Source organism: Novosphingobium sp. AP12 (genome assembly GCF_000281975.1).
In the GTDB taxonomy this organism is placed as follows: domain Bacteria; phylum Pseudomonadota; class Alphaproteobacteria; order Sphingomonadales; family Sphingomonadaceae; genus Novosphingobium.
Genome location: NZ_AKKE01000139.1, coordinates 1 through 23,195, shown reverse-complemented (window position 1 = coordinate 23,195; position 23,195 = coordinate 1). Strand labels below are relative to the sequence as shown.

Below are 23,195 nucleotides of genomic sequence, written 5' to 3'. Positions count from 1 at the left end.
GAGCAATGACCATGGGATGCGACTGCACCTTCACCGCCACGGCAGGTGTCGGCCAGCCCGATCCGAGCCGGCACGTCAACTACGTCACCGGCATGGTGCTGGGCGTGGACGACTACGCGCAGGAGTTCGCCTACCACTCGGCGCGGCATAAGCGGATCGTGCGCGACTTCCTGGGTTACGGCACCCTGTCCGGGCTCGCGGTCGGGCTGGAGGACGGGGGCGACGGCCCGCGCGTGATGGTCTCGGCCGGGTCGGCGGCGGCGCCCAGCGGGCAACTCATCTGCGTGGCCCGCGACCAGTGCGGCGAGATCAACGCCTGGCTCAAGCGCCCGGAGGCCAAGACGGAACTGGACGCCCGCGCGGACGTCGCCAACACGCTCGACCTGACCCTCCACCTGACGCTCTGCTACACCGACTGCGCGGTGGACGCGGTGCCGATCCCGGGTGAGCCCTGCCGCAGCGAAGAGAACCTCATGGCCCCCTCGCGGCGGGCCGACGACTATTGCCTCTCGTTCACCTTCGACCCGCCTCTGCAGACCGAGGCGCGCGCGCTCGCCGTCATCGAGGCATGGATCGCTGCCGCCGAAGCCGCGCTCGATGCGGGCGGCGAGGCCGACGAGGCGCAGTTCAAGCCTCTCCTCGCACGGGCGCAGGTGCAGATACTTTCAGCGCTGGGCGTGAGTTCGGGCGCGATCGTCCCCGCAGACCTCGAGCCGGTGGTGCTGGCGCCCGCCGCCTTCCCCGCGTTCGTGCTGGCGATGCGCAAGGCGTGGATCACGGTGCTGCGCCCGCAGGTCATGGCGCAGTCCTGCGCGTCACCTAACGTGCCCGCGAACGACTGCGTGCTGCTCGGCTCGCTGGTCTTCGAGGCGACACGCGGGATCGTGCCCGACTGGTCGGCGCCCGCCATCGCCGACATCGTTCTCGACGAGCGCGAGCGGCCGTTCATGCTCTCTGCCATGGCGATGCAGAGCACGCTGGCCCCGCGCCTTGCCCCGCCCCCCACCACGCTGGCGCTGGCCTACTATACCGACGACAGCCCGGATTTCGCGCCCGCCTGGCCGGTCTCGGTGATCGTCGCCGCCAATGCCGCCGACATGACGCTGTCATTGCCCATAGGCGGCGCGGAGCAGGCCAAGGGGGACACCGTGACGCTGGTTCACGGCACCGCCCAGCCGCTCACGCTGACCAATGCGAAGCGCGATACGGCCGACCCGGCGGTGCTGGACAAGCGCGGTCGCTACCGTCTCGTCTACAACGGCACCGACGCCTGGCGCGTCTTCGCCATCGCCGAGGAGGAAGGCTGATGGCCGACGTGCTTTCGCTGCAGCAGCCGGTGGGCGACGGCGGGATCGAGACCGTCAACTTCTTCAACGGCCGCCTGCTGACCGCCGCCGACATGGCGCGCGAACAGGATGCCCGGCGGCAGGCCGATGCCCGCCTCGGCCTTGCCATGGGGGACGGGGTGGCCTTCGGGCTCGAGGTCACGGCGAGCACGGTGGCGGACGACGAGGGCGGATCGCCCCTGCCCGCCGTCGCCATCGAGCCGGGCCTCGCCATCAACCGCGCCGGGCAGGTGCTGCGGCTGGGATACGCGGAACAGGTGCGCCTCTCCCGTATCGGCGCCGCACAAACGGGCGCCGCCGGGTGCAGCTTTTCCGACTGCGCGCCCGTCATCAGCGGCTCCTACGTCGCGGGACAGGGGCTCTACATCCTCACGATCGCGCCGTCCGGGATCAGCGCGGGCCGCGCACCGACCAACGGCCTCTCCGGCGGCGGCGCCGCCTGCAACGTCGACCGGGTGATCGAGGCCGTGCAGTTCCGCCTGCTCGCCGTACCGCGCCATCTCTATGCTGCGCTCGATGCTGCGGCGCCGGGCTACCGCAACAACGTAGCGTACACCTGCTTCGGCAGCGGGGTGCGCGCGGGCTGGGCGACGTCGCTGCGCGGACGCGCCGGGCGCGACGACGGCCTGTTGGACGCCATGCGCGGCTATGGGCTGACCGACCAGGACGTGCCGCTCGCCGTCATGGCCTTTGCCGGTGCGGCGAGCATGGTCTTCCTCGACAACTGGGCCGTGCGCCGCCCGGTGAACCCGCCCGATCCGGCGCCGGGCTCGCTCCCGTCGCTGGTCGCGCCGCGCCGGCTGGCGACCGGCCGGGCGATGCTCCACCAGTTCCAGGACCAGCTCGCGCAGCTCGTCGGCAGTTCCGGCAGCTTGGGAGCGGTGAGTGCCCGCAGCCATTTCCCGATGCTGCCGCCGGTCGGCATCCTGCCGCAATTCACGACCGGGATGGCCAAGGCGTTCTTCGCCGGCATGGAAGCGCGCGGGCCGCAGCATATCAACAGCGCGCAGCTCGAAACCCTGCTGCGCGAGAGCCTGAGCGCCTCCGCCTTTCCCGCCGGCGCGCAGGAAGTGTTCTGGCTCTACGCCGTCGCCGACAACCGCATCGCCGCCGAACTGGCGAGCGCCGACGACGGGGTGCCCGATCCCTACCTCGTCTTCTCGAGCGCGAACCTCGCCTACCGCGCCGACGCCCGCTTCAACCTCCACCGCTGGGACTACGCCAACATCGCGCTGAGCGCCTGAACCGCAGCAAAGGCAACATCGCACAAAGGACCCGACCCATGGCCGCCCCTACCCTCACCGAGATCATCGACGCTATCGGCGACATCCTCACCGAGGACCAGAAGGGCGCGCTCGTCACCTCTTTGCTGGATGGGCGGGTGCAGCAGGTCCAGCCGGGCGACCTCATCACCGCAGGGCTGTGCAACCAGATGCTGACCGACATCGCCGACCTGGCAGTGCGGGTCTCGGCGCTGGAGGGATCGGGCGGCGGGCCGGTGATCACCCAGATCCAGCCCAAGAACGTCGAGATCTCGATCAATTCCTTGCTCACCGTGCTGGGCACGGGGTTCGACCGGGTGCCCGAGTACAACGTGGTCATGCTGGGCGGAAAGCAGATCACATCGTTCAACGAAGCCTCGAGCCAGGAGGCGCTGATCTTCCCGGTGCCCGACCTCTTCACCGGCCTGCCCCGCACGGTCGATCTCACCGTGGAGACGAGCGGCAAGGTCTCCAACAAGTTCCCCGTCCGTCTCAAGGCGCAGCCGCGCCAGCAGCTGGGCGAACTGATCGTCAGCGAAGCCTTCCTCCCGACCGGCACCCTCCTGGCCGACGCCGAGGTGAAGTTCGGCTGGGACGTCCTCGCCAGCACGACGCTGGAGGACAGCCTGACGCTTTCGCTGGTGGTCAGCAACGCGGCGCCTGCGGCCACGGCCGCGCAGTGGCAAACCTCCGCCGCGAACGGTTTCACTCCGCCATCGCCCATGGCAATCAATCCCGGGCAGACAAAGCGCGTTGACCTCACGGTCCGTGCACCGGCGGGCGCGACGGCGGCCGATCTCCAGCTCAAGGTCGTCGGTGTCGACGGGCAGATACAGAAATCCTCTCCGGTCATTCCCTGGCGCGTGGGCCAGTCGCTCGACCCGTCGAGCGCGAACGCCGCGGTCGTTGCATCCGAAGTCGGCGACGATGCACTGATCAAGCTCGTCGCCAACATGGAGACTGCGGCGGGCAGCAGCTATCCGCAGGGATTCACCTTCAAGGCGGGCGCCAACAGCAGCATCGCCTTCGAAATCAGCGACAAGCGCGGCGCGGGTGCTCCGCCGGCCACTTACGTCTGCAGCGCGAAGCTGATGGCGTCCGAGGGCGACTGGGCGGTCAGCAACCTCATGGGCGCCAATCCCCCGCCCGTGCCGCCGGGCCAGGACTTCACCTACGTCATCGGCATCGACAACAACGCGGGCGCCGCGGGCACCGAATATCTGTTGCGGGTGGAAGCCAGGCAGACGGCCAGCGCCGCCGGCCTCACGCCCTACACGTCCTTCGCGATCCTACCCATCAAACTCACGGCCTGACCAAGGAGGGCTTTGCTATGAGCGAAATAGACACTCTGGTTTTCTGCGACGAGGACTTCGTAGGCAAGGTTCCCAAGGTCGATGGATTCTTCGACCTCGACTACATGATAACGGGCGAGCCTCCGGAGAGCGGCTATCTCGGCGGGTGCGAACTCGTGATGGGCGCCTCCGGCATCGCGCCGATCGTGTTCCGGGGCATCCGCGACAAGGCAGCCAACCAACTCGTGCTCGGCTTCCTGTGTCGATTCTCGCACGGGTTCGCCGCCAACAATGCAGTGGTGATCACGCTCAAGCCGACATACGCCGGCGGCAGTCATGCAGACGAGCGCAAGATCGTCATCAAGCCGGTGCATCCGGGCACGGGCGCCGACATCGGGCTTGGCTCGGGTACGAACCAGATCAAGACCGACAAGCCCGTCGCCGATGCCGACTTCTACAAGGGCACGGCAACCGGCTCCGGATGGGACCCTTATTTCCCCGACTATGCCTCATCGATCAAGGTACGCTCCTGGCTGCCTTCGGTGTCCGAGGGAGCGCCGCAGGAATCCGCCTGGAGCATCGAGATCGCCTTGCCGATCTCGCCTGCCCAGGGCCCCCTGCTCGGAGGCATCACGCTTTCCGGCGACTTCGGGCTGTTCTTCAGCGTCGTGAAGATCGTACCGGTGGGAGGCGTCCAGGCGGCGACCCAGTACTGGTTCCCCTCGAGTTCAACGCCGCCCGGCAACATCCTCGAGGTCTGGTCGCCGGCCGCGTCCGACTATGGTCATGGCATCATCCCGATGGTGAGGGGGCAGGACCTTCCCGCCAACGTCTATGCCGGCGTCGGGTTCGACGACGGCTGGCTCGGCATTGGCTGCCGTCCCTCGACGGCCGGACCCCACTCTCCGCTGAGCAGCACGATAAACGGCAAGAACTCGCCCCCGGGAACGCCGGACAATCGCATCGTCGCCACGCTGCGCAACAACGGCGCGACGGACGCGAACGACATAACCTGCGAATTCCGCTTCCACCGCTTCGGCCTGGGCCCGGCCGATCCGCTGCTCTGGAATGCGCCTCCCGGACTGGTGCCCAACCCCTCGCCCAACCGTGAGGGGGGCTTACCGGAGCCGGCCTTCAACGTCGTGGCAGGCGCGACCGACCGTGAAATCACCGCCGACTGGCCGACCAACGACCCCAGCCTCGCCGCCGTCGCCAGCTGGGACACGTGCATGTGGGCACAGCTTTCCGCTCGCACCCCCGTCAACTTCTTCCAGTCCAGCGTCCGCCGCAACATGACTTTCGTCAACCTTTCCGAAACCGAGGGCGAGGCGGTCGTCAGCGGCGAAGGCTACGAGGACCCGCCTGACGGCGCCGCCGACCACGACTTCGTCGTGGAGACGTTCTCCCGCCGCATCGTCGTGCAGGAACTCATCGACAAGACCGAGCTTGTCGACCCGCAACTGCTGCCGATCGTCGCGCAGTCGCTGCGGGGCACGAAGCAGGGGCTGGCGGACGGCGGGATCAAGATGCTCGACGTCGCCGGCGCCGTGGCGAACGGGCCTTCTTACAAGGACAGCGTGGTCTACGTCTGGCAGAACTTCGGATACCGCGTCACGGACAAGACGCTCACCATCGGGGGCACGACCTACCCCCTCCTGGATAACGGATCCGGCACGTTCGGCAGCATCGCCAACCATTGGGGCCTTGAAGACAACTTCGGCTGGACGTTCGAGGGCGACAGCATGGTGCAGTACGCCCCGGGCGTCTATGGCATCAAGGTGCCGCACAAGGGCGAAGCGCTCATCAAATACCGCCTCGTCGCCGAGCGCGACGGACCTCGCGGGGACAGCGCCACGAAGCTTCCGCGCGGGCGCTTCACACCTCCCACGCCGAGGGGCGGCACGGATCCCGTCAAGGCCGGTTGCTCCGGACCGAAGGGTTGCCTTCCCATCGGCGGGCTGATCCTCGCGGCGCTCGCGGCGATCTTCGCGCTGGTGAAATCGGGCTGAACCATGCCTGAGGCGTTCCGCCCCCAGGCCAGTGGCCTCACCATCTCCCGCGCCCGCCTCACCGGGCGCGGGACGAGCCGCCCGTTGCTGGAAAACGCCCTGGCCGAAGTCGCGACGGATGGACTGGGATTGGGTGAGGAGGAAGTGCTCTACGTTCCGCGCCTGAGCAGCCCGGCAAGGCTTCGCCCGGGACTGGGGCGGCATTTCTCCCGAGGGATAACCCTGCATCTGGGCGACCTCGCCCGCAGCGCCGAGCGCGATCCGACCGGCGTCGGCCGTGGAGACCGGCCGTGCCGCTTCAGTTCCCACGCCGCTTTCGCCGCGTGGCTGATCGGCTGCGCACTCCAGCAACCGCATGGGCAAGCACCGGCCATCATGCGCGCCGTCACGGGACATGCAACGGACGAAGCATGGTGGCGGGCTGAAATACTCGGCGTCGGCCGTGTGCTAGTACCCGTCATCGCAAGGCTTTCTCAGGTGCGACTGGCAGCCGTCTGGCTGACGCGTCTGCAACCCTTCGAAATCGAGATGGCGCTTGAAGCGATCGCCCGGGACTACGGAGTGCAGCTTCACGCAGAAGCGCCTCGCACAGATACCGCCACCGATGTTGCGCAGCAGGGCGAGCCGACATCGACGTTGAACCGGCAACCCGCCGACTGCCACAACGATGCGATGCGCGAGGGGCATCGTGCGGCAGAACGGATCGTGCGCGAGGACGCTTATGGCCATCTGACGGTCCCGGCGCGCCGCCTGCTGCTTGCCGTCACGGTTCTGCACCAGCGGCCCTCCGTCTCGCGTGCGGACCTCGCCGCAGCGGTCACTGCCATGCTCGCGGAGCGGCGGAAGCTGAAACCCCCACCGGCGGGTGAAGCGATCATCCAACCGCCCGTTGCCGCATGGGAGCGGATTTCCGAACCAAGTGCGCGCGAACGGGACCCCCACGACGAATGGCGCCGTCCCACGCCGCAGCGTGCCGCCCGATCGGAATATACCGCGCAATCGGCCGCTGGGCCCGAAGTCCAGGATGGTGCGCCCGCGCGCGTGTTTCCGGCCGACCCCGACGCGCAGCCGGACGGCGTGGAGAGTCCCCCGGAAACGGCACGGGATCCTGCTTCCAAAAACACGGCATCAGACGACGGCGGGGTTCCTTCATTCTCCGACGCCGTGTTCGAGACCCGCTTCGGAGGACTCCTGTTTCTAGTGAACGCTTTCACCTCCATGGGCCTCTACCCCGACTTCACGCGGCCGCTTGATCCGGCTTTGGACGTTCCACCCCTCGCGCTGGCGGACAGGCTGGGCGTCCTTTGGTTCGGGCACGCCTATCGCAAAGACCCCCTCCACCGCTGGATCGTCAAGACAGCGAGTACCGGCACATTGCCTCGGCGCTGGCGGGTCGAGCGCGATTGGCTCACCCCTTTTGGCCAAGGGGACGCCCGGTATGACCACGGCACCTTGTGGCACCCGGCCGGGTTCGTCCTGTCGGCACCGATCGGCAGCGCAGTCGCCCGCACGTTCGCGCGTGGTCTGGGCCTGCGCGATCTTGCGCGCACGGCGGGCGGCTCAGCGGTGCGACGCAGGGCCCGGCCTCCGAATTGGGTCGCCTGCCTGGCGCTCTTCCTCACGGCAAGGTTTCGCCGGGCGACGGCGCAGGGAAACCTTGCGCCGGCAGACCTCGCAACGCCGGCACGCTGCGTGGTCGCTGGGCAGCGCCTTGACGTCCACTTCCCCCTCGCCGGCCTGCCGCTGCCTCTGCGTCTGGCGGGGCTGGACCGCGACCCCGGCTGGCTCCCTGCCGAGGGGCGCGATATCAGGTTTCACTTCGAATGACGGGCCGCATCACCTTTCCCGCTCCGCTCGATGCGGCGACGCATTTTCGGCTGCTGGTATTCGAAGTCGTGCTGCATCTCGCTGCACAGCGTTCCGACGACCTTCCGCTGCTCGCGCCCTACAAAGCAGAGGCGGCCAAGCTGGCAGGTTGGGCAACGCCGCCCACCGCAAGGCAATGGTCGGATGGACTGGACGCGGCCACTGCAAGCGCGGAATTGCCCTTCCCTCGCCTCGCACGTTCCGGCTTCGGGCACCTCGGCTGCTGCCTGCTCGCCTGTATGGCGATGGTGGAGGAAGACCCGGGCCTCGCAACGCTGATGGAGGCAGAGGGCGGCTTTCCGACCATCGGCGGCCTCGTCGCGCAGTGGCGCAGCGATCCCTCTGGCGACAGGGCGCAGGCTGTGCGCGATATACTACTCGACCTGGAAGCCGCCGGGCTCGCCGAGCCGGTCGACCCTGCGGCGATGCGGATGGAACGCCGCCTGCGGGTGCCGGGGCCGGTGCTGAACGTCCTGTCGGGCACCGCGCCGCGTATCGATGGCATGCGCTTCGATCCAGTTGACGCGCTGGCGATGGTGAAGGACTGGATTGCCCCTGGCCCAGGCATCGTCGACCCCGGGCGCCTGGGAGCCTTGCTGAAGACCGACCCGGCCCGTCTGATCGTGGTGCGCGGCCCCGGTCGTAACGGCCGCCGGATGCTCCTGGGCGCCGCAGCGCGCGAGGCCGGGCTGGGCGTGCTGCATGTCTCATCTGCGACATTGAGCGACCCTTCGCGATGGCAACTCGCCGGTGCGCTCGCACATCTGTCCGGAGCCATGCTGATGGCCGAAGTGATCCCGGCTCCCGGGGAGACCGTGACGCTTCCCTCACAGCGTATCTTCGGGGGGCCCATCGGCATCGCCATGGGCGCGAGCGGCGGGGTGCGCTGCGAGGACCCGCTACCGATGCTCGCGATCGAGCTGCCCCTCCCCGATGCCGAAGCGCGCGAACGCCAGTGGCGCGCCTGCGGCGTGGGCGCGCTGACCGGCGAGCTTGCGAGCATGTCGATGACGCTCGGCAACGCGGCGCGGGCAGCACGCGGCGCCGTCTCCATCGCAGAGCTCGCTGGCCGGCCCGGCAAGGTCACCCGCGCGGACGTTCGCGCCGCCGCGCGCGCGCTTCGCGATGCGCGCCTCGATGCGCTGGCCACGGCGATGGACCACGAACGCAGACCCGAACTGCTGCTCCTCGACACCCGCGAACAGGGCGAGTTCGACGCGCTCATGCTCCGCGCCCGCCACCGCGAACAGCTGCGAGCCGACGTCGGCCAAGGGCTCGGTGTCCGCGCCCTGTTTGCGGGACCGAGCGGAACCGGCAAGACGCTGGCCGCGCGCCACGTCGCCGCCCGCCTCGGCAAGGATCTGTACCGTATCGACCTCGCCGCGACCGTCAGCAAGTACATCGGCGAAACGGAGAAATGCCTCGAGCGCGCGCTGAGTGCGGCGGAAGAACTGGACGTGGTGCTGCTGCTCGACGAGGGCGACGCGCTGATGGCGCGCCGCACCGACGTGGGCAGTTCCAACGACCGCTACGCCAACCTCGAGACGAACTTCCTGCTGCAGCGGATCGAGAGTTTCGAGGGGGTGATCCTCGTCACGTCCAACGATGCCGAACGCATCGACCCCGCCTTCGCGCGCAGGCTCGATGCCGTGCTGACCTTCCGGCCGCCCGACGCGGTGATGCGGCGCCAGATCCTCGCAAACCAGCTGGGCGATCACACGATCAGCGCGCCTTTGCTCGACGACATCGCCTGCCGCTGCACCCTGACCGGCGGTCAGCTGCGGAACGTAGCGCTTCACGCAAGGCTGCTGGCTCTGGAGCGCGACAGCCGACCGGACGACGCCGGTCTGCGCGCGGCCATCGAGCGTGAATATCGCAAGGCCGCCGCGATCTGCCCGCTCAAGCCTGCGCTGGCTGCGACGGGCTAGCAATGGCCAGCGCTGCCCTGTCCGCCAAGCGCACTCCCACAGGTGGCGAGCGCGCGGCCGCGAGCGGCAGCTCCCGCAAGGCGGAAGCGGCGCGGCGGGCCAAGGTCGACGCCAAAGCGCCGCCGTCCGATCCGCAGCGCTCCGCCCTGCTCGAACGCACCGGTATCCAGCCGGCGCTGATGATCTCGCAGCCCGGAGACGCCTCAGAACACGAGGCCGACCGCGTCGCTGCCCATGTCGTGGGGATGAAGGAACCCGCGCCTGCCCGGCAGCTCCATCGCAGTCCGTTGGTCGTCCAGCGGGCACCGGCCAGGGCTCCGGCCCCGACCCCGGTCCAGCCCACGCGCGAGGACGTCGCCGACGGTGCGACCGAGGCGGCGGTCAAGCAACAGCTCTCGGGAGGCGCCCCGATGGCGGCCGATGTCGCGGGCTTCTTCGGGCGGCGCTTCGGCGCGGACTTCTCCGACGTGCGCATCCATACCGACGCGCGAGCCGCGAACCTTTCGACGCGGCTCGGCGCGCGGGCATTCACCTACGGACGCCACGTCTTCTTCAATTCGGGGCAGTACAATCCCGACAGTGAGGACGGCGCCAAGCTCATCGCGCACGAGCTTACGCATACGATCCAGCAGCAGGCGGTGATCCAGCTCAAGGCCGATCCGGCCGCCGCCCCGCGCGTGACCGGACGTTCCGGCCCGAAGGCGCAGCGCGGGATCGTCAGCCGTGCACTCAACTGGATCGCCGACAAGGCCAACTACATTCCCGGCTACCGCCTGCTGACGATCGTCATAGGCGTGAACCCGATCAACATGTCGAAGGTGGAGCGCTCAGGCGCGAACATCCTGCGCGCGCTGGTCGAATTCATTCCCGGCGGCGGGCTGATCGTCGATGCGCTCAACAACCACGGCATCTTCGAGAAGGGCGGCAAGTTCATCGAGGACCAGTTCCGCTCGCTGGGCATGGTCGGCTCGGCCTTCCGCGACGCGTTGATGGAGTTCATCGACTCGCTGGGCTGGAGCGACGTCTTCCACCTTGGCGACGTGTGGGACCGCGCCAAGCGCATCTTCACCGATCCAGTCGACAAGCTCATCAGCTTCGGCAAGGCCCTCGTCGTCGGCATCGCGACGATCATCAAGGACGCGATCCTGAAGCCGCTCGGCCGTTATGCCGCCAGCGTCATTCCCAAGTGGGACCTGCTTGTCGGCGTCTTCGGCAGGAACCCCGTGTCCGAGGAAGGCGCCTCTCCCGCCGAGGCGCTGATCGGCAGCTTCATGACCCTGATCGGGCAGGAAGAGATCTGGGCCAACCTCCAGAAGAGCGGCGCGGCGGGCAAGGCGTGGACTTGGTTCAAGTCCACGCTCTCGGAAGCGCTGGGCATGGTGAAATCGATCCCCGGCCGCTTCGTCGACACGCTGCGCAGCCTGACGATCACCGACATCGTCACGATCGTGGGTGCCTGGGCGAAATTCGCAAAACTGTTCCTCACGTTCGTCGTCGACTTCACCAAGTGGGCGGGCGGCAAGGTGCTGCGCCTGCTGGAGATCATCCTTGAGGTCGTGGCGCCCAGCGTGATCCCCTACCTCAAGAAGGCGGACTCGGCCTTCAACACGATCATCAAGGCACCCGGCCGCTTCATCGGCTTCCTCGTGCAGGCGGCGAAGAACGGCTTCAACCTGTTCAAGAAGAACATCCTGGTCCACCTGCAGCGGGGTATACTCGACTGGTTGCTCGGTTCGCTGGCGGGTGCGAACCTCTATATCCCCAAGAGTTTCGGCCTGCCCGAACTGCTCAAGTTCGGCTTGTCGGTCATCGGCGCAACCTGGGAGAACGTGCGCGCCAAGCTGGTCAACGCGGTCGGCGAAACCACCGTGAAAGTGCTCGAGACGACGTTCGACATCGTCAAGACCCTCGTCACCGAAGGCCCTGCCGCAGCCTGGGAACAGCTGCTGGAATCGCTGTCCAACCTGAAGTCCATGGTGATGGACGCGGTCATGGACTACGTGAAGGGCAAGGTGATCGAGGCCGCGGTCGAGCAGGTGCTGACCGTGTTCAACCCGGCCGGCGCATTCATCATGGCGCTGAAGGCGATCTACAAGACGGTCACCTTCATCGTCGCCAAGCTGCAGCAGATCGGCGCGCTGGTCGCCGCCATCATCGACAGCATCGCCGCGATCGCCGCAGGCAACATCGGCCCGGCGGCGGCCAAGGTGGAGAGCGTGCTGGCGCGCGGGCTTTCCGTGGCGATCGCCTTCCTCGCCAACTTCATCGGGCTCGGCAACGTCAGCAAGAAGGTCATCGAGATCGTCGACAAGATCAGGAAGCCGGTCGACAAGGCGCTCGACAAGCTGGTGACCTGGCTCGTCGACAAGGCGAAGAAGGCCGGGAAGATGGCTGTGGCCGGCGCCAAGTCGCTGTTCCAATGGTGGAAGGCACGTGCAAGCTTCAAGCTGGCGAACGGCGCGCAGCATTCGCTGTTCTTCTCCGGCGAGGGCAAAGGCGCCAAACTGATGATGGCGAGCACGCCGCGCAGCATTCCGGACGTGCTCGGGGACAAGGACCTTGTGATCGAGAACCGCGACCAGTTGATGAAGGACTTCGCGGCGATCGAGAAGCTGTCCGTCGAAAACCCCGGCACCGAAGCGGAACAGCAGAAACATCAGGACAAGGTCAAGACGCTGGTCAACGCCCTCGCGGCCAAGCTGGCAGTCCACATGAAGAGCGACGGCAAGCTGCCCGTCACTACGGTAACCTTCGGATCGAGCGCCGGTCGGGCGTCGTTCATGCTCGCCGAGCCGCTGACGATGAACGCCGGGAACACGACCGGCAAAGGCACCAGCGGCCGCCTCGACACCGCGGGCGACCGTTTCGTCACCTCGTTCGTGGCGAAGCAGACCTCGAAACCCAAGCCCAACCGCAAGGGTGACCTCGTACAGGTCACGATGCAGCCGCTGATCCAGGCCCACCTACTGAACCACGAACTGCATGGGCCGTTCGTCGCCTCCAACATCGCGCTTGCCGACCGCTCGCTGAACTCGAGCATGAGCGGGGCCGAGAACAACGCCAAGACCCACGCCGCCAAGGGGCGGCTCAAGTACCGCGTAGCCGTGACCTATCACTCGGAAACGCCGCCGCCCAAGACGATCGACGAAACGCCCGAGCCCGAGGTGATCCGGGGGTGGGTTGGATTCTACATCGCCAAGTCCGTCGTGCTGACGGTCTCGGAATGGAATGGAAGCGGCTACGGCACTGCGCTTCCTGGCGCCAATGCCGTAGGGGGCATCCCGCCCGTAGCGAACCAGATCATCGAATCCGCCCTGTCGCAGGCGACGAAGGTGCTCGCCGCCAACCGCACCGCCACCACCGACAAGGACGGTTACGTCGAGACGGCACTGAACCTCAAGGAACTGGCGGCCAGGCTCAAGTTCAACCAGAACCAGACGAAGGAACTGTCGATCGCGCTGCGCGGCGCGGGCTTCCGCATCGGCCTTGGCGCCACGGGCAAGATCTGGATGAAGACATAGCGCCTCAAAACGGCGCCTTGCGGCCCTTCATCGAAAGGCGCCAGTCGGGCGGGAACTGCGCGTCGTTGTCCTTCACCGCATTCGCGAGACCCTTCTCGAACGTCTCGGCGTCCACCCCGATACCCCCTTCCTCGTCGGGCCGGACCATCGGCAACATCGATTCCAGCCAGGCAGACATGACCGAGCCCATGTATTCGCCCTGCTGCTGCTTGAAGACCTCGAAGAACATCTTCTGCATCACTACGGTATCGACCGGACGGTTGCGCGCGCAGGACAGCGCGTACTTCATCGTCTCGGCCTCCAGCCCCTCGCGCGGGACCACCGAGTTGACGAAGTGCAGTTCCTTCATCTCCTGCGCGGTGAAGGGGCGTCCGGTGAAGACCATCTCCATGAAGGGCCTCAGCCCCATCATCAGCGCCCACTGCCACATCCGCGCCGCCCAGCCGACGTAGCGGAATGCCGAATGGCCGAACAGCGCGTCCTCCGAGGCGACCACCATGTCGGCGTCGGCGCACTGGTAGAAGTGCCAGCCGTAGCAATAGCCCTTGGCCTCGACGATCGAGATCTTCTTGAAGTCCTGCAGGCTGCGCAGCCCCGCGTTGGTACTGGCGTAGAGGTTGGTCACGTTGGCGAGGTAGCGGAACGAGCCTTGCGGCGGGTACTTCACGCCCTCATCCTCGGCGATGCGGAATTCCGGGAGCACCGAGTAGTCCTCGTCGCCGTTGAACATGCCCGCCATCTCCGGAAGGTCCGCCCCGCTGCCGAGATGATCGCCCACCCCGCGAATGATCAGCACCTTGACCTCGTCGTCGACGTTGGCGCGCAGGACGAGGTCGGCGAAACGCTGGCGGGCCGCTATGGTCGGGGCGTTGAGGGCATCGGGCCGGTGGAGCGTGATCACCGCGATGCGTGTTTCCGGGTCCTTCTCGTAGCGGACGATCTCTTCGGCTGCGGGTGGCTTGGCCATGTCTAGGTCCCTCGGTCGCGCGGTTCTGCAAGGGGCCTATCGGGCCGTCCGACCCCTGGCCATTGCCGGTGCGGGCAAGTCTTGGAACGATCTGCGGTCACGTTCTCGCAAGGCCATACCCTTGCGCCGTGGGGGGCATGGGGTCACACTCCCCGAAAAAGCCGCGTGGGCCGAAACGGACCCGGCGCGGCAGGAGAGAGGACCAGCCATGACGTCACTGCCCGCGGATTCCGCAGCGCTGCGCTCACCTGTCACCGTCATCCTCGACCCGGCGCGGCCGATCCTGCGGCCCGGCCCGGGCGACGCCGGGTCCGGCCAGTCGCCGGCGTTCAACCAGCGCTACCGCCGCTCGACCATACTCGCGACGATCCGCCAGTTGCTCGCCGAGGAAGGGCTCGAAGGCATCACGGTGCGCCGCATCGCCGAGCGCTCCGGCCATGCGGTCCAGACGATCTACAATCTCGTTGGCCCTCGCGACCTCGCGATTACAGAGGCGATCAGCGAGTATTCCCAATACGTGAACCTCACTGCCGCGCCCGACCCCTGCGACCCCGACGCCCCCGCCGCCATCGTCTGCCGCGAACTCGCCTCAATCCGCATCAACCCCGATTTCTGCCGCAACGTGTGCCTGATCTTCTTCACCAGCTCGCGCGGGATCTTCTACGACTTCCGCGACCGGCAGGTGAAGGCACTCTACCGCTTCCTGATCCAGCAGCAACGCTCGGGTATCCTGCGCCGCGAAGTCAACGCGCAGGGGCTGGCCGAGCAGATCATGTTCTTCCTCGGCGCGCTGTGCATCGACTGGGCGGATGGCCGCATGGACTTCGAAACCCTGTGCGACCGCATCTTCGATGGCTACGAGAACCTGATGGTCGGCGCCCTCGTCCGACCCGATTTCCGGCTCGACCGCACTGCCCCGATGGCCGCGGAAATGCGCGCCGCCTGACGAGCATGGAACACCCGCCGCGAACGTTCTCGCATTGCAGGGTGCAGCGCCGGTCGCCCGATTGAGGCCGACCTCGGCACAATGTTAGGCCAGCGTTGCAGCCAAAGACGCAGCGCGAGGCCAGAACCATGCCCACCCCTTCGACCAAGCGCCACCGATGAGCGCGGAGTACCGCTTCGACGGCCGCGTCGCCGTCGTCACCGGAGCTGGCGGCAATCCCAGCCTGGGCCGGGCCCATGCGCTCCTGCTCGCCAGCCGCGGCGCGAGCGTGGTAGTCAACGACATCGGCCGCGACCCGGAATCGCCGGGCTACACCGGCACCGCGTCGGCCGAGGCGGTCGCGGCGGAGATACGCGAAGCGGGCGGGAAAGCCGTCGCCAACACAGCCTCGGTCGCCACCGAAGAGGGCGCGGCCGAGATCGTCGGCACGGCAATCGAGGCGTTCGGGCAGATCGATATCCTCGTCAACAATGCCGGCATCTCGATCACCGCGCCGTTCGACGCGATGAGCGTGCGCGACTTCGCCCGCCACATCGAAATCAACCTCCTGGGCACCTACCACTGCTGCCATGCCGCCTGGCCATACATGAAAGCGCAAGGCTTCGGTCGCATCGTCAACACCACCTCCGGATCGATGGCCGGCTATGTCGATCAGGCCGCCTATGCAGCGAGCAAGGGCGGCGTGTGGTCGCTCACCCGCGCGCTCGCGGCGGAGGGCATGGCGCATGGCATCCACGTCAACGCGCTCAGCCCCGGCGCCTTCACCCGGATGGTCGCGGCGATGATGGACGAGGATTCGCCCATGTTTCAGCACGCCCGGGCAAACCTGCCCGCCGAACTGTCCTCACCCGCTATGGCGTGGCTGTGCCACGAAGCCTGCCCGGTGACCGGCGAGTGCATCGACGCTGCCGGCGGCGCGGTGCAGCGCACTTACATGGCCCAGACCACCGGTATCCGCGACCAAGCGCTCACCATCGAGACCGTCGCCGCGCGCTGGGAGGCGATCGTCGCCGCGCAGGACGCTGCGATCCTCGGCCTCGGCACGCACGATACGAGCACCTGGAAGATCAAGCCCTACCGCGCGGAGCGTCTGGATGCCTGAGACGATCTTGCACGGCACCATCACCGGCACCGAGACACGGCTCGACCCGGCGATCCGCAACGCGCCCTTCCCGTTCTACCGCGCGCTGCGCGAACAGCGGCCGGTCTACTACGACCCCGGGCTCGATGTGTGGCTGGTCACCCGCTACGACGATGCGCGTACGGTGCTGGGGGACTCGGTTACCTACTCGCTCGAACATGGCTACCAGGACCGCTTCGCCAACGGCCACGTCGAGGAATTCGCGGCGATCCTCGAGGCCGAGGGAGGCGGCTTCATCCGCGACCTCGCGATCGATCCGCCAGCCCACACCCGCCTGCGCCGCCTGACCGAAAAGGCCTTCACCGCGCACCGCGTCAAGACGCTGGAGCCGCGCATCCGCCGCATCGCGATCGATCTCATCGAGCCGCTGGCGACACGCGGCCGCGGCGACGGCATCGGCGAGATCGGCGCGCCGCTCACCGCGCATCTCATCTGCGACCAGCTCGGCCTCGACTTCGCAAGCATCGGCACCGAGCGCATAGCCTGGTGGACCACCGCCGTCCTCGCCCAGATCGGCCGCATGCAGACCCGCGACGAGATGGTCGTCAACGCCCGCACCATCTGCGACCTCCAGAACACCATCATCGCCGAAATAAAGCACCGCCAAAGTAACCCGCGCGAGGACATGATCTCCGACCTCGTCAACGCAAGGCTCGACGACGAGGCCGAACCGCAACTCACCTTCGCCGAACTCGTCGCCACCGTCCGCGCTTTCCTGATCGCGGGCAACGACACCACGGCAGCCGGCATCGCCAACATTCTCCACGTCCTAGCCACGACCGAGGGCCTTGCCGACGAACTCTACCCGCAGGTGGAAGACGACCGCACGATGGCCCGCTTCGTCGAGGAAGTGATGCGCCTCCACGCCCCCGTCCACGGCCTGTTCCGCACCACGATGCGCCAGGTCGAACTCGGCGGCGCTACCATCCCCGCGATGGCGCAGATCTGCGTGATGTACGCCGCTGCCAACTACGACGAAGCAGCATTCCCCGAGCCTACGAAACTCGACATCGCTCGGCCGAATGTCGGCGCCAACCTCACGTTCGGGGCGGGCATCCACAAGTGCGTGGGCATCGCGCTGGCCCGAATGGAGATGAAGGTCGCGGCCCAGGAGATCATCCGCCGGCTGACCGATATCCGCCTCGCCGTGCCGGAAAGCGAGCTGACCTTCCTGCCGACGCTGGCGACGCACACGTTCACCGCGCTGCCCCTCACCTTCCGGCGGCGCACGGCATGAGCGTTGGGACGCATCCGCCCGCCGTTCCAATCTTGCGGCCCGGCCGCGTCGCCGCGCCGCGAGCGGCGGCTTAGGATGACCGCATCATGGTGACCCTGATCAACGCCCGCATCTTCGATGGCACCGCGCTCCTGCCCGGCACGCGCACGGTAGTGCTCGACGGCAACCGCATCGCCTCGATCACCGAAGGCCCGGCAGCGGCGGGAGAGGCTGCGCTCGACCTCGGCGGGATGACGCTGATGCCGGGGCTCATCACCTGCCATTTCCACCCCGACTTCTACAAGTTCACCCTCGCGCAAGGGCTCGCCGGCGATCCGCTCGGCAAGGAATTTCCGCCCGGCGTGATGATGGCCATGGCGATCCGCAACGGGCGGGTGCTGCTCGAAAGCGGGTTCACCGGCTACATCGGCGCCAGCTGCTCGAACGACGTCGACGCGCAGTACAAGATCGCCATCGCCGAGGGCATCGTCGAAGGCCCCCGCCTGCGCGCCTGCTCCCCGCACATCGGCACCACCGGCGACCTCAACGACAGCAAGCAATGGTGGCGCCGCCAGCAGACGCCCGGCACCGACGTGTTCTTCGACGGCCCGGAGGACATGCGCAAGGCGGTGCGCGAATACACCCGGCGCGGCGCCCAGACGATCAAGATCTTCGCCAGCCGCGGCCACGGGTTCCCGAGCCCCGTCGCGCGCAACATGGACCGCGACGAGATCGCCGCCATCGTCTCGGCGGCGCATGGCCGCGGCGCCAAGGTCCGGGCCCATGTCGCCGACAAGGCGATGATCATGGAATGCATCGAACTCGGCGTCGACATCCTCGACCACGGCGACGAGATCGACGACGAGGCGATCGCCGCCATGGCGACACGTGGCACCTTCTGGGTCCCGAGCCTGATCTATCCCAAGTGCCTGCTCCAGCTCGGCTGGGGCGACGCCGAGATGCAGCGCCTCTACGACCACGTCCGCGCCATGCTGCCCCGCGCACAGGCGGCGGGCGTGCGCATGCTCGTCGGCGACGATTACTCGGGCGTGTTCCGCGATGTGATCGAGGACGACCCGCTCGACCACCAGGTCGGCACCTACGGCCGCGAATTCGCCTACTACGCGGCGATCTCCGGGCTCTCGGTGGCGGACGTGCTGGCGTGGGGCACGAAAAACGCTGGCGAGGCCATGCTCGACGACGAAGACCGCGTCGGCGTCGTCGCGGAGGGCGCGCTGGCGGACCTCATCGTCGTCGATGGCGACCCGGTGGCCCACCCATCGATCCTCGCCCGGCCTCAAGAGGCGCTGAAAGCCGTCATCCGCGACGGGGTCTTCGTGATCGACCGGCTCGACCGCCATCCATCCTCGCTCCGGGAAGCCGCCGAATGACACCAGCCGCGCGCAACAGGCAGTACATGCAGCTCTGCTGGGTGGTGCCCGACCTCGAAACCGCCATCGCGCGGTGGGTGGAGCAGGCCGGCGCTGGCCCGTTCTTCCTGTTCGAGGACGTCCATTTCGACGACGGCGTCTATCGCGGCACTCCCGCCGACGTCGCCCCGCACCGCGCCGCGATCGGCCAGCACGGCGACATGCAGATCGAGCTGATCCAGCCGCTCGGCGACGATCCCGGCATCTGGCGCGATGTCGTGCCCTTCGGCGGCTTCGGGCTGCACCACACCGGGCTCTACTGCGAGGACTACGAAGCCGAGAAGCAGGCCCTGCTCGCCAGCGGGGCGAGCCTCGCCTTCGAGGGCCGGATGATGGGCGCTCCGACCTGCTACCTCGACACTGTCTCGACGCTAGGCTTCATGACCGAACTCATCACCGCCAACCCCGTCGCCGAACGGGTCTTCGCCATGTTCCGCGACGCCGCGCTAGGCTGGGACGGCAGCGATCCAATCCGGAGGCTCGGCTGACCATGGCGAGCTCCGCCAACCTCCCCGCAGGCTTCGCCGACCTCGAAGGCTTCGTGCCCGAATGGGTCCACCCCGACGCCGAGCACCGCCTCGTCAAGCGCCTGTCGAGCGAGATGGACGATATCCGCGCCTTCTACGTCGCCATGCTCGAACGCGGCGAAGCCGCGCTCGCATGGCTGCGTGATTACGAACTCGGCGTCCTGCCGCCCGAAGGCGAGCGGCTGCTGCGCCTCATGCTGATGCTCGCCGAAGTGGCCCCGGCGGTCGAGTGGTACGGGGACCCGCGCGTCTACGACGGCTTCCCGGTTGAACGGCTGCGATACCTGCGCCAGATCTCCGACACCGCGCCGCAGCTCCAGCCAGGAGACGCCCGATGAACAAAATGGCCCGCCCGCCGGTCCCCGGCATCGGCATCACCGCTCGCTACCCCGAGATCGGCACCGGCCCGGTGGACACCGCGATCTACCACGAGCCGGCAATCTACGAGAAGGAGATGAAGGCAATCCTGCGCCGCTCCTGGTACATGATCGGCCGTATCGAGCAGGTCGCGCGCGCCGGCGACTTCTTCACCTACTTCATGCCGACCTTTCAGCAGGAAGTGCTGGTCTGCCGCGACCGGAACGGCGAGATCAACGCCTTCCACAACGTCTGCAGCCACCGCGGCAACGTGGTCGAGCATCGCCGCGAAGGGCATTCCAACGGCCTGTTTATGTGCCGCTTCCACGGCTGGTCCTTCGACCTTGAGGGCAACCTTGCCCGCATCCGCGACGAGGAAGGCTTCTTCGGGCTCGACAAGACATGCCTCGGACTGAAACCCATTCCGATGGGCATCTGGGAAGGCTTCATCTGGGTCTGCCCAGAGGACGAGCCCTACCAGAGCCTCGAGGACTTCCTCGGCGATCAGGGTCGCGACACGGCAGGCTATGCTTGGGGCGCCTGCACCAAATCTTACCAGACTGAGGCCGAAGTCGCCTGCAATTGGAAGCTCATCAACGACAGCCCCGCCGAGGTCTACCACATCCCGGTGCTGCACCCGCATTCGGCGGCGCCGACGATGATGGCCTCGGGCAATGTGATGGGCCGCCTGCTCGACGTGCGGATCGCGGGCAACCATCGCACCAACTCGCACTACAGCGTGATGGGAGAGCCCAAACCGGTGCAGAAACTGGCCTACTTCCACGCCGCGGCCGCGCAGAACGTGGCACGCGACGATCTCGACTACGAGATGCCGGTCGGCATCAACGCCACCCGCTCGCCGCACTGGACGGTCGATCTCATCATGTTCTTCCCGTCGATCGCCTTCACCCTCTCGGCGGGCATGTACACTGCGCACCAGGTCTGGCCGATGGGGCCGAACCGCTCGATCTACCAGCAGCGCATCTTCGTGCGCCCTGCCCGCACCGCCGCCGAGCGCTTCGGGCAGGAGAACACGATGGTCGAGTTCCGCGACATCGTGATGGAGGATTTCTCCACCCTCGAACGCATTCAGCGCGCGCTCGACACCGGGCAGATCCGCCAGTTCCACTATCACGACCACGAACTCGCGCTGCGCCACCAGCACCACGTCGTCACCCGCATCCTCGCCGAATACGACCGCGAGTTGGAAGGCGCCTGAGAGGAGAGAATGATGGCAACCACCACCGACATAGCGCCGTGCCGCGCCGTCACCCCCGAGGAAGTCGCACACTACCGGGACAAGGGTTGGGTCCTCCTCAAGCGCTTCATCGCGCCGGAGCAGATTGCGGTGCTCTTGGCCAAGGCGCGGGCCGCCATGGGCGAGGACGGCGACAGCAACCCGCCCTACGGCATCGACCAGCCCTACTTCAACGCGCAGGCGGCCAGCGGTTACGCGGACCCCGCCGTGCGCCCGATGCTCCACGGCATCGGCGCGGCGGCCAAGGCGCTGATGGCGCGCAAGGCGGACGTGCCTGTGCGCCTGTTCAACGACTTCTTCGCGCCCAAGCTCCCCGCCGGGAAAAAGACCCGCAACCAGGGCAACGGAGCCACCAGCTTCCACCAGGACTTCATCACTTTCGCGGTCGACCGCTCGGGCGGCATGACCTTCTGGATTCCGCTGGAAAGCTACGGCCCGGAAGCCGGCACGATGTCGTTCATCGAGGGCTCGCACAAGCTGGGGGTGCTCGGCAACTACACCAGCTACGACGGCAAGGACATCCGCGAGGTCTGGCCCGAACTCACCGACCTGCCGATGACCGAACAGGTCCATTACGAGGCGGGCGACATCACCGTCCACAGCCACTTCACCGTCCACGGCGCCGGAACCAACGGGCTCGACCGACCGCGCTGGGCCTACCTCGTGCTGCCCCAACCCGCCGACGCCCGCTGGAACGGCGCGCCGCCAGAGGCCTTCGTGCCCGACGCGCACGGAATGACGCCTTACGGGCGGTTCCCCGACGACGCTTTCCCGATCATCGCCGGATAAGGGCCGAGCATGAACGACACAGTCCAACGCGTCGCCTTCGTCACCGGCGCCGGATCGGGGATCGCGCGCGCCACCGCGCAGGCCTTCGCGGAGGCAGGCTATGCCGTCGCCCTCGTCGATCGCGACAGGGAGGCAGGAGCGCGGGCGGAAAGCGAGTTGTCGGAGCTGGGCTCATGCCGGTTCTTCGCCGCCGATGTAACTGACGATGCCTCCGTGAAAGACGCGGTGACGCGGACCCTATCCGCCTTTGGCCGCCTGGATGCCGCGTTCAACGCCGCCGGGATCGACGGGGAGCACGGCAACCGCACCGCCGACTGCACGCTCGAAAACTGGCACCGTGTGATTTCGGTTGATCTCACCGGCACCTTCCACTGCATGCGCCACCAGATACCTGCGATGCTCGCCTCGGGCGGCGGCGCTATCGTCAACTGCGCCTCGGTGGCGGGCCTAGTCGGTGCGGCGACATTCGCCGCCTATGTCGCCGCCAAGCACGGCGTCGTCGGGCTCACCCGCACCGCCGCGCTCGAATATGCGCGCGAGGGGATCACAGTGAACGCGATCTGCCCCGGCACCATCAACACGCAGATGAACCGCAACCTGCCCGCCGACCTGCTCCAGGGCCTGCTCGCCGCGAGCCCGATGGGCCGGCTGGGCGAGCCTTCCGAGATCGCCGCCACCGTGCTGTTCCTGTGCAGCGACGGCGCGAAATTCCTCAACGGACAGGCCCTCGCCGTCGACGGCGGCTGGACCACGCAGTGACCATCTACAAGGGAGAGAGACCATGACGCGCATTCCGCCGCTCGATCCGACCGATTTCACCGCCGAGCAATCGCAGCTCGTGGGCGAGTGGACGCACCTCGAATTCAGCCGCGTGCTGATCAACAGCCCGCGCATGTACGGCACCTTCGTACCGTGGCTGCGCGAACTGATCGCCGAAACCGTGCTACCAGTTCGCGATCGCCAGATCGTCTGCCTGCGCGTGCTCGAACTGTGCGGCGACGTCTACGAAAAGACGCACCATGTTGTGATCTCGCGCAAGTGCGGGCTCGCGGACCCCGAAATCATGGACTTCATCGCCGGCGAAGGTCCGAGCCTGACCGACGACGACCGAGCCGTCATCGCCGCCTGCGACGAGCTCCACGAGGACCAGCGCGTCTCGGATGCGACCTGGGCCTTGCTCGCGCGGCGCTATTCGCAGGAGCATCTTATGGAACTGGTGTTCCTGGCCGGGTGCTACCAGACGATGGGCATGCTCACGAAAAGCTTCGACATCGCGCTCGAGCCCGATCTCGAGAGCTTCAACGCCCTGCGAAGCTACGCATAGTAGGCTCCCCCCCCCC

General features: G+C 67.4%; 18 protein-coding genes. 17 read left to right on the top strand and 1 reads right to left on the bottom strand.

The annotated features are described in order from the left end of the window. Positions 1–5: 5 nt before the first annotated feature. The 7 genes from PMI02_RS20080 to PMI02_RS26015 all read left to right on the top strand — a co-directional run bounded on the left by PMI02_RS20080 (position 6) and on the right by PMI02_RS26015 (position 13,224). The gene (locus PMI02_RS20080) at positions 6–1,307 is read left to right on the top strand and encodes a hypothetical protein (protein WP_036504709.1); all 1,302 of its coding nucleotides are present in this window, start codon (positions 6–8) and stop codon (positions 1,305–1,307) included. After that, positions 1,307–2,590: a hypothetical protein gene (locus PMI02_RS20075; protein WP_007686309.1), complete on the top strand. Its 1,284-nt coding sequence runs from the start codon at positions 1,307–1,309 to the stop codon at positions 2,588–2,590. Before PMI02_RS20080 ends, PMI02_RS20075 begins: the two co-directional genes overlap by 1 nt. A 38-nt stretch (positions 2,591–2,628) precedes the next feature. Then, positions 2,629–3,921, top strand: a complete 1,293-nt coding sequence (locus tag PMI02_RS20070; RefSeq protein ID WP_007686307.1) for an IPT/TIG domain-containing protein — start codon at positions 2,629–2,631, stop codon at positions 3,919–3,921. A 17-nt stretch (positions 3,922–3,938) separates the two neighbouring features. Further along, entirely contained in the window at positions 3,939–5,909 is a 1,971-nt protein-coding gene (locus PMI02_RS20065; RefSeq protein WP_007686305.1) for a hypothetical protein, read from the top strand. A gap of 84 nt (positions 5,910–5,993) precedes the next feature. Beyond that, positions 5,994–7,736 carry a hypothetical protein gene (locus tag PMI02_RS20060; RefSeq protein ID WP_162130167.1) on the top strand — a complete coding sequence of 581 codons (1,743 nt, stop codon included), beginning with the start codon at positions 5,994–5,996 and terminating at the stop codon, positions 7,734–7,736. Further along, complete coding sequence (locus tag PMI02_RS20055) at positions 7,733–9,703, top strand: ATP-binding protein (RefSeq protein ID WP_007686301.1); 1,971 nt, start codon at positions 7,733–7,735, stop codon at positions 9,701–9,703. Before PMI02_RS20060 ends, PMI02_RS20055 begins: the two co-directional genes overlap by 4 nt. A 2-nt stretch (positions 9,704–9,705) precedes the next feature. Then, the gene (locus PMI02_RS26015) at positions 9,706–13,224 is read left to right on the top strand and encodes a DUF4157 domain-containing protein (RefSeq protein WP_007686299.1); all 3,519 of its coding nucleotides are present in this window, start codon (positions 9,706–9,708) and stop codon (positions 13,222–13,224) included. A gap of 4 nt (positions 13,225–13,228) precedes the next feature. On the opposite strand, the gene PMI02_RS20045 is transcribed toward PMI02_RS26015, so the two are convergent. Beyond that, complete coding sequence (locus tag PMI02_RS20045) at positions 13,229–14,191, bottom strand: enoyl-CoA hydratase/isomerase family protein (protein WP_007686297.1); 963 nt, start codon at positions 14,189–14,191, stop codon at positions 13,229–13,231. Positions 14,192–14,399: 208 nt separating this feature from the next. Between PMI02_RS20045 and PMI02_RS20040 the strand changes: the two genes are divergently transcribed. From PMI02_RS20040 to PMI02_RS19995, 10 genes are all read left to right on the top strand, one after another. Continuing rightward, on the top strand, positions 14,400–15,137 hold the full coding sequence (locus PMI02_RS20040; protein WP_007686295.1) for a TetR/AcrR family transcriptional regulator: 738 nt from the start codon (positions 14,400–14,402) through the stop codon (positions 15,135–15,137). A 157-nt stretch (positions 15,138–15,294) separates the two neighbouring features. Continuing rightward, complete coding sequence (locus PMI02_RS20035) at positions 15,295–16,239, top strand: SDR family NAD(P)-dependent oxidoreductase (protein WP_007686293.1); 945 nt, start codon at positions 15,295–15,297, stop codon at positions 16,237–16,239. After that, positions 16,232–17,515, top strand: a complete 1,284-nt coding sequence (locus tag PMI02_RS20030; protein WP_007686291.1) for a cytochrome P450 — start codon at positions 16,232–16,234, stop codon at positions 17,513–17,515. The genes PMI02_RS20035 and PMI02_RS20030 overlap by 8 nt, the downstream gene beginning before the upstream one ends. Before the next feature lie 86 nt (positions 17,516–17,601). Beyond that, entirely contained in the window at positions 17,602–18,885 is a 1,284-nt protein-coding gene (locus PMI02_RS20025) for an amidohydrolase family protein (RefSeq protein WP_007686289.1), read from the top strand. Then, positions 18,882–19,412, top strand: a complete 531-nt coding sequence (locus PMI02_RS20020; protein ID WP_007686287.1) for a VOC family protein — start codon at positions 18,882–18,884, stop codon at positions 19,410–19,412. Before PMI02_RS20025 ends, PMI02_RS20020 begins: the two co-directional genes overlap by 4 nt. Positions 19,413–19,414: 2 nt before the next feature. Further along, positions 19,415–19,789, top strand: coding sequence for a hypothetical protein (locus PMI02_RS20015; protein WP_007686286.1), 375 nt, complete (start codon positions 19,415–19,417; stop codon positions 19,787–19,789). Further along, positions 19,786–21,027, top strand: a complete 1,242-nt coding sequence (locus PMI02_RS20010) for an aromatic ring-hydroxylating dioxygenase subunit alpha (RefSeq protein WP_007686285.1) — start codon at positions 19,786–19,788, stop codon at positions 21,025–21,027. Before PMI02_RS20015 ends, PMI02_RS20010 begins: the two co-directional genes overlap by 4 nt. Before the next feature lie 12 nt (positions 21,028–21,039). Beyond that, positions 21,040–21,855, top strand: a complete 816-nt coding sequence (locus PMI02_RS20005; protein WP_007686284.1) for a phytanoyl-CoA dioxygenase family protein — start codon at positions 21,040–21,042, stop codon at positions 21,853–21,855. A gap of 9 nt (positions 21,856–21,864) precedes the next feature. Then, positions 21,865–22,614 carry an SDR family NAD(P)-dependent oxidoreductase gene (locus PMI02_RS20000; protein ID WP_007686282.1) on the top strand — a complete coding sequence of 250 codons (750 nt, stop codon included), beginning with the start codon at positions 21,865–21,867 and terminating at the stop codon, positions 22,612–22,614. 22 nt (positions 22,615–22,636) lie between these two features. Further along, a complete protein-coding gene (locus PMI02_RS19995) occupies positions 22,637–23,179 on the top strand; it encodes a carboxymuconolactone decarboxylase family protein (protein ID WP_007686279.1) in 543 nt (180 codons plus the stop codon). The last annotated feature ends 16 nt before the right edge of the window (positions 23,180–23,195 follow it).

Coding starts and splice junctions, on each gene's coding strand:
- PMI02_RS20080 (WP_036504709.1), top strand. CDS start 6: ATGACCATGGGATGCGACTGCACCTTCACCGCCACGGCAGGTGTCGGC.
- PMI02_RS20075 (WP_007686309.1), top strand. CDS start 1,307: ATGGCCGACGTGCTTTCGCTGCAGCAGCCGGTGGGCGACGGCGGGATC.
- PMI02_RS20070 (WP_007686307.1), top strand. CDS start 2,629: ATGGCCGCCCCTACCCTCACCGAGATCATCGACGCTATCGGCGACATC.
- PMI02_RS20065 (WP_007686305.1), top strand. CDS start 3,939: ATGAGCGAAATAGACACTCTGGTTTTCTGCGACGAGGACTTCGTAGGC.
- PMI02_RS20055 (WP_007686301.1), top strand. CDS start 7,733: ATGACGGGCCGCATCACCTTTCCCGCTCCGCTCGATGCGGCGACGCAT.
- PMI02_RS26015 (WP_007686299.1), top strand. CDS start 9,706: ATGGCCAGCGCTGCCCTGTCCGCCAAGCGCACTCCCACAGGTGGCGAG.
- PMI02_RS20045 (WP_007686297.1), bottom strand. CDS start 14,191: ATGGCCAAGCCACCCGCAGCCGAAGAGATCGTCCGCTACGAGAAGGAC.
- PMI02_RS20040 (WP_007686295.1), top strand. CDS start 14,400: ATGACGTCACTGCCCGCGGATTCCGCAGCGCTGCGCTCACCTGTCACC.
- PMI02_RS20035 (WP_007686293.1), top strand. CDS start 15,295: ATGAGCGCGGAGTACCGCTTCGACGGCCGCGTCGCCGTCGTCACCGGA.
- PMI02_RS20030 (WP_007686291.1), top strand. CDS start 16,232: ATGCCTGAGACGATCTTGCACGGCACCATCACCGGCACCGAGACACGG.
- PMI02_RS20025 (WP_007686289.1), top strand. CDS start 17,602: ATGGTGACCCTGATCAACGCCCGCATCTTCGATGGCACCGCGCTCCTG.
- PMI02_RS20020 (WP_007686287.1), top strand. CDS start 18,882: ATGACACCAGCCGCGCGCAACAGGCAGTACATGCAGCTCTGCTGGGTG.
- PMI02_RS20015 (WP_007686286.1), top strand. CDS start 19,415: ATGGCGAGCTCCGCCAACCTCCCCGCAGGCTTCGCCGACCTCGAAGGC.
- PMI02_RS20010 (WP_007686285.1), top strand. CDS start 19,786: ATGAACAAAATGGCCCGCCCGCCGGTCCCCGGCATCGGCATCACCGCT.
- PMI02_RS20005 (WP_007686284.1), top strand. CDS start 21,040: ATGGCAACCACCACCGACATAGCGCCGTGCCGCGCCGTCACCCCCGAG.
- PMI02_RS20000 (WP_007686282.1), top strand. CDS start 21,865: ATGAACGACACAGTCCAACGCGTCGCCTTCGTCACCGGCGCCGGATCG.
- PMI02_RS19995 (WP_007686279.1), top strand. CDS start 22,637: ATGACGCGCATTCCGCCGCTCGATCCGACCGATTTCACCGCCGAGCAA.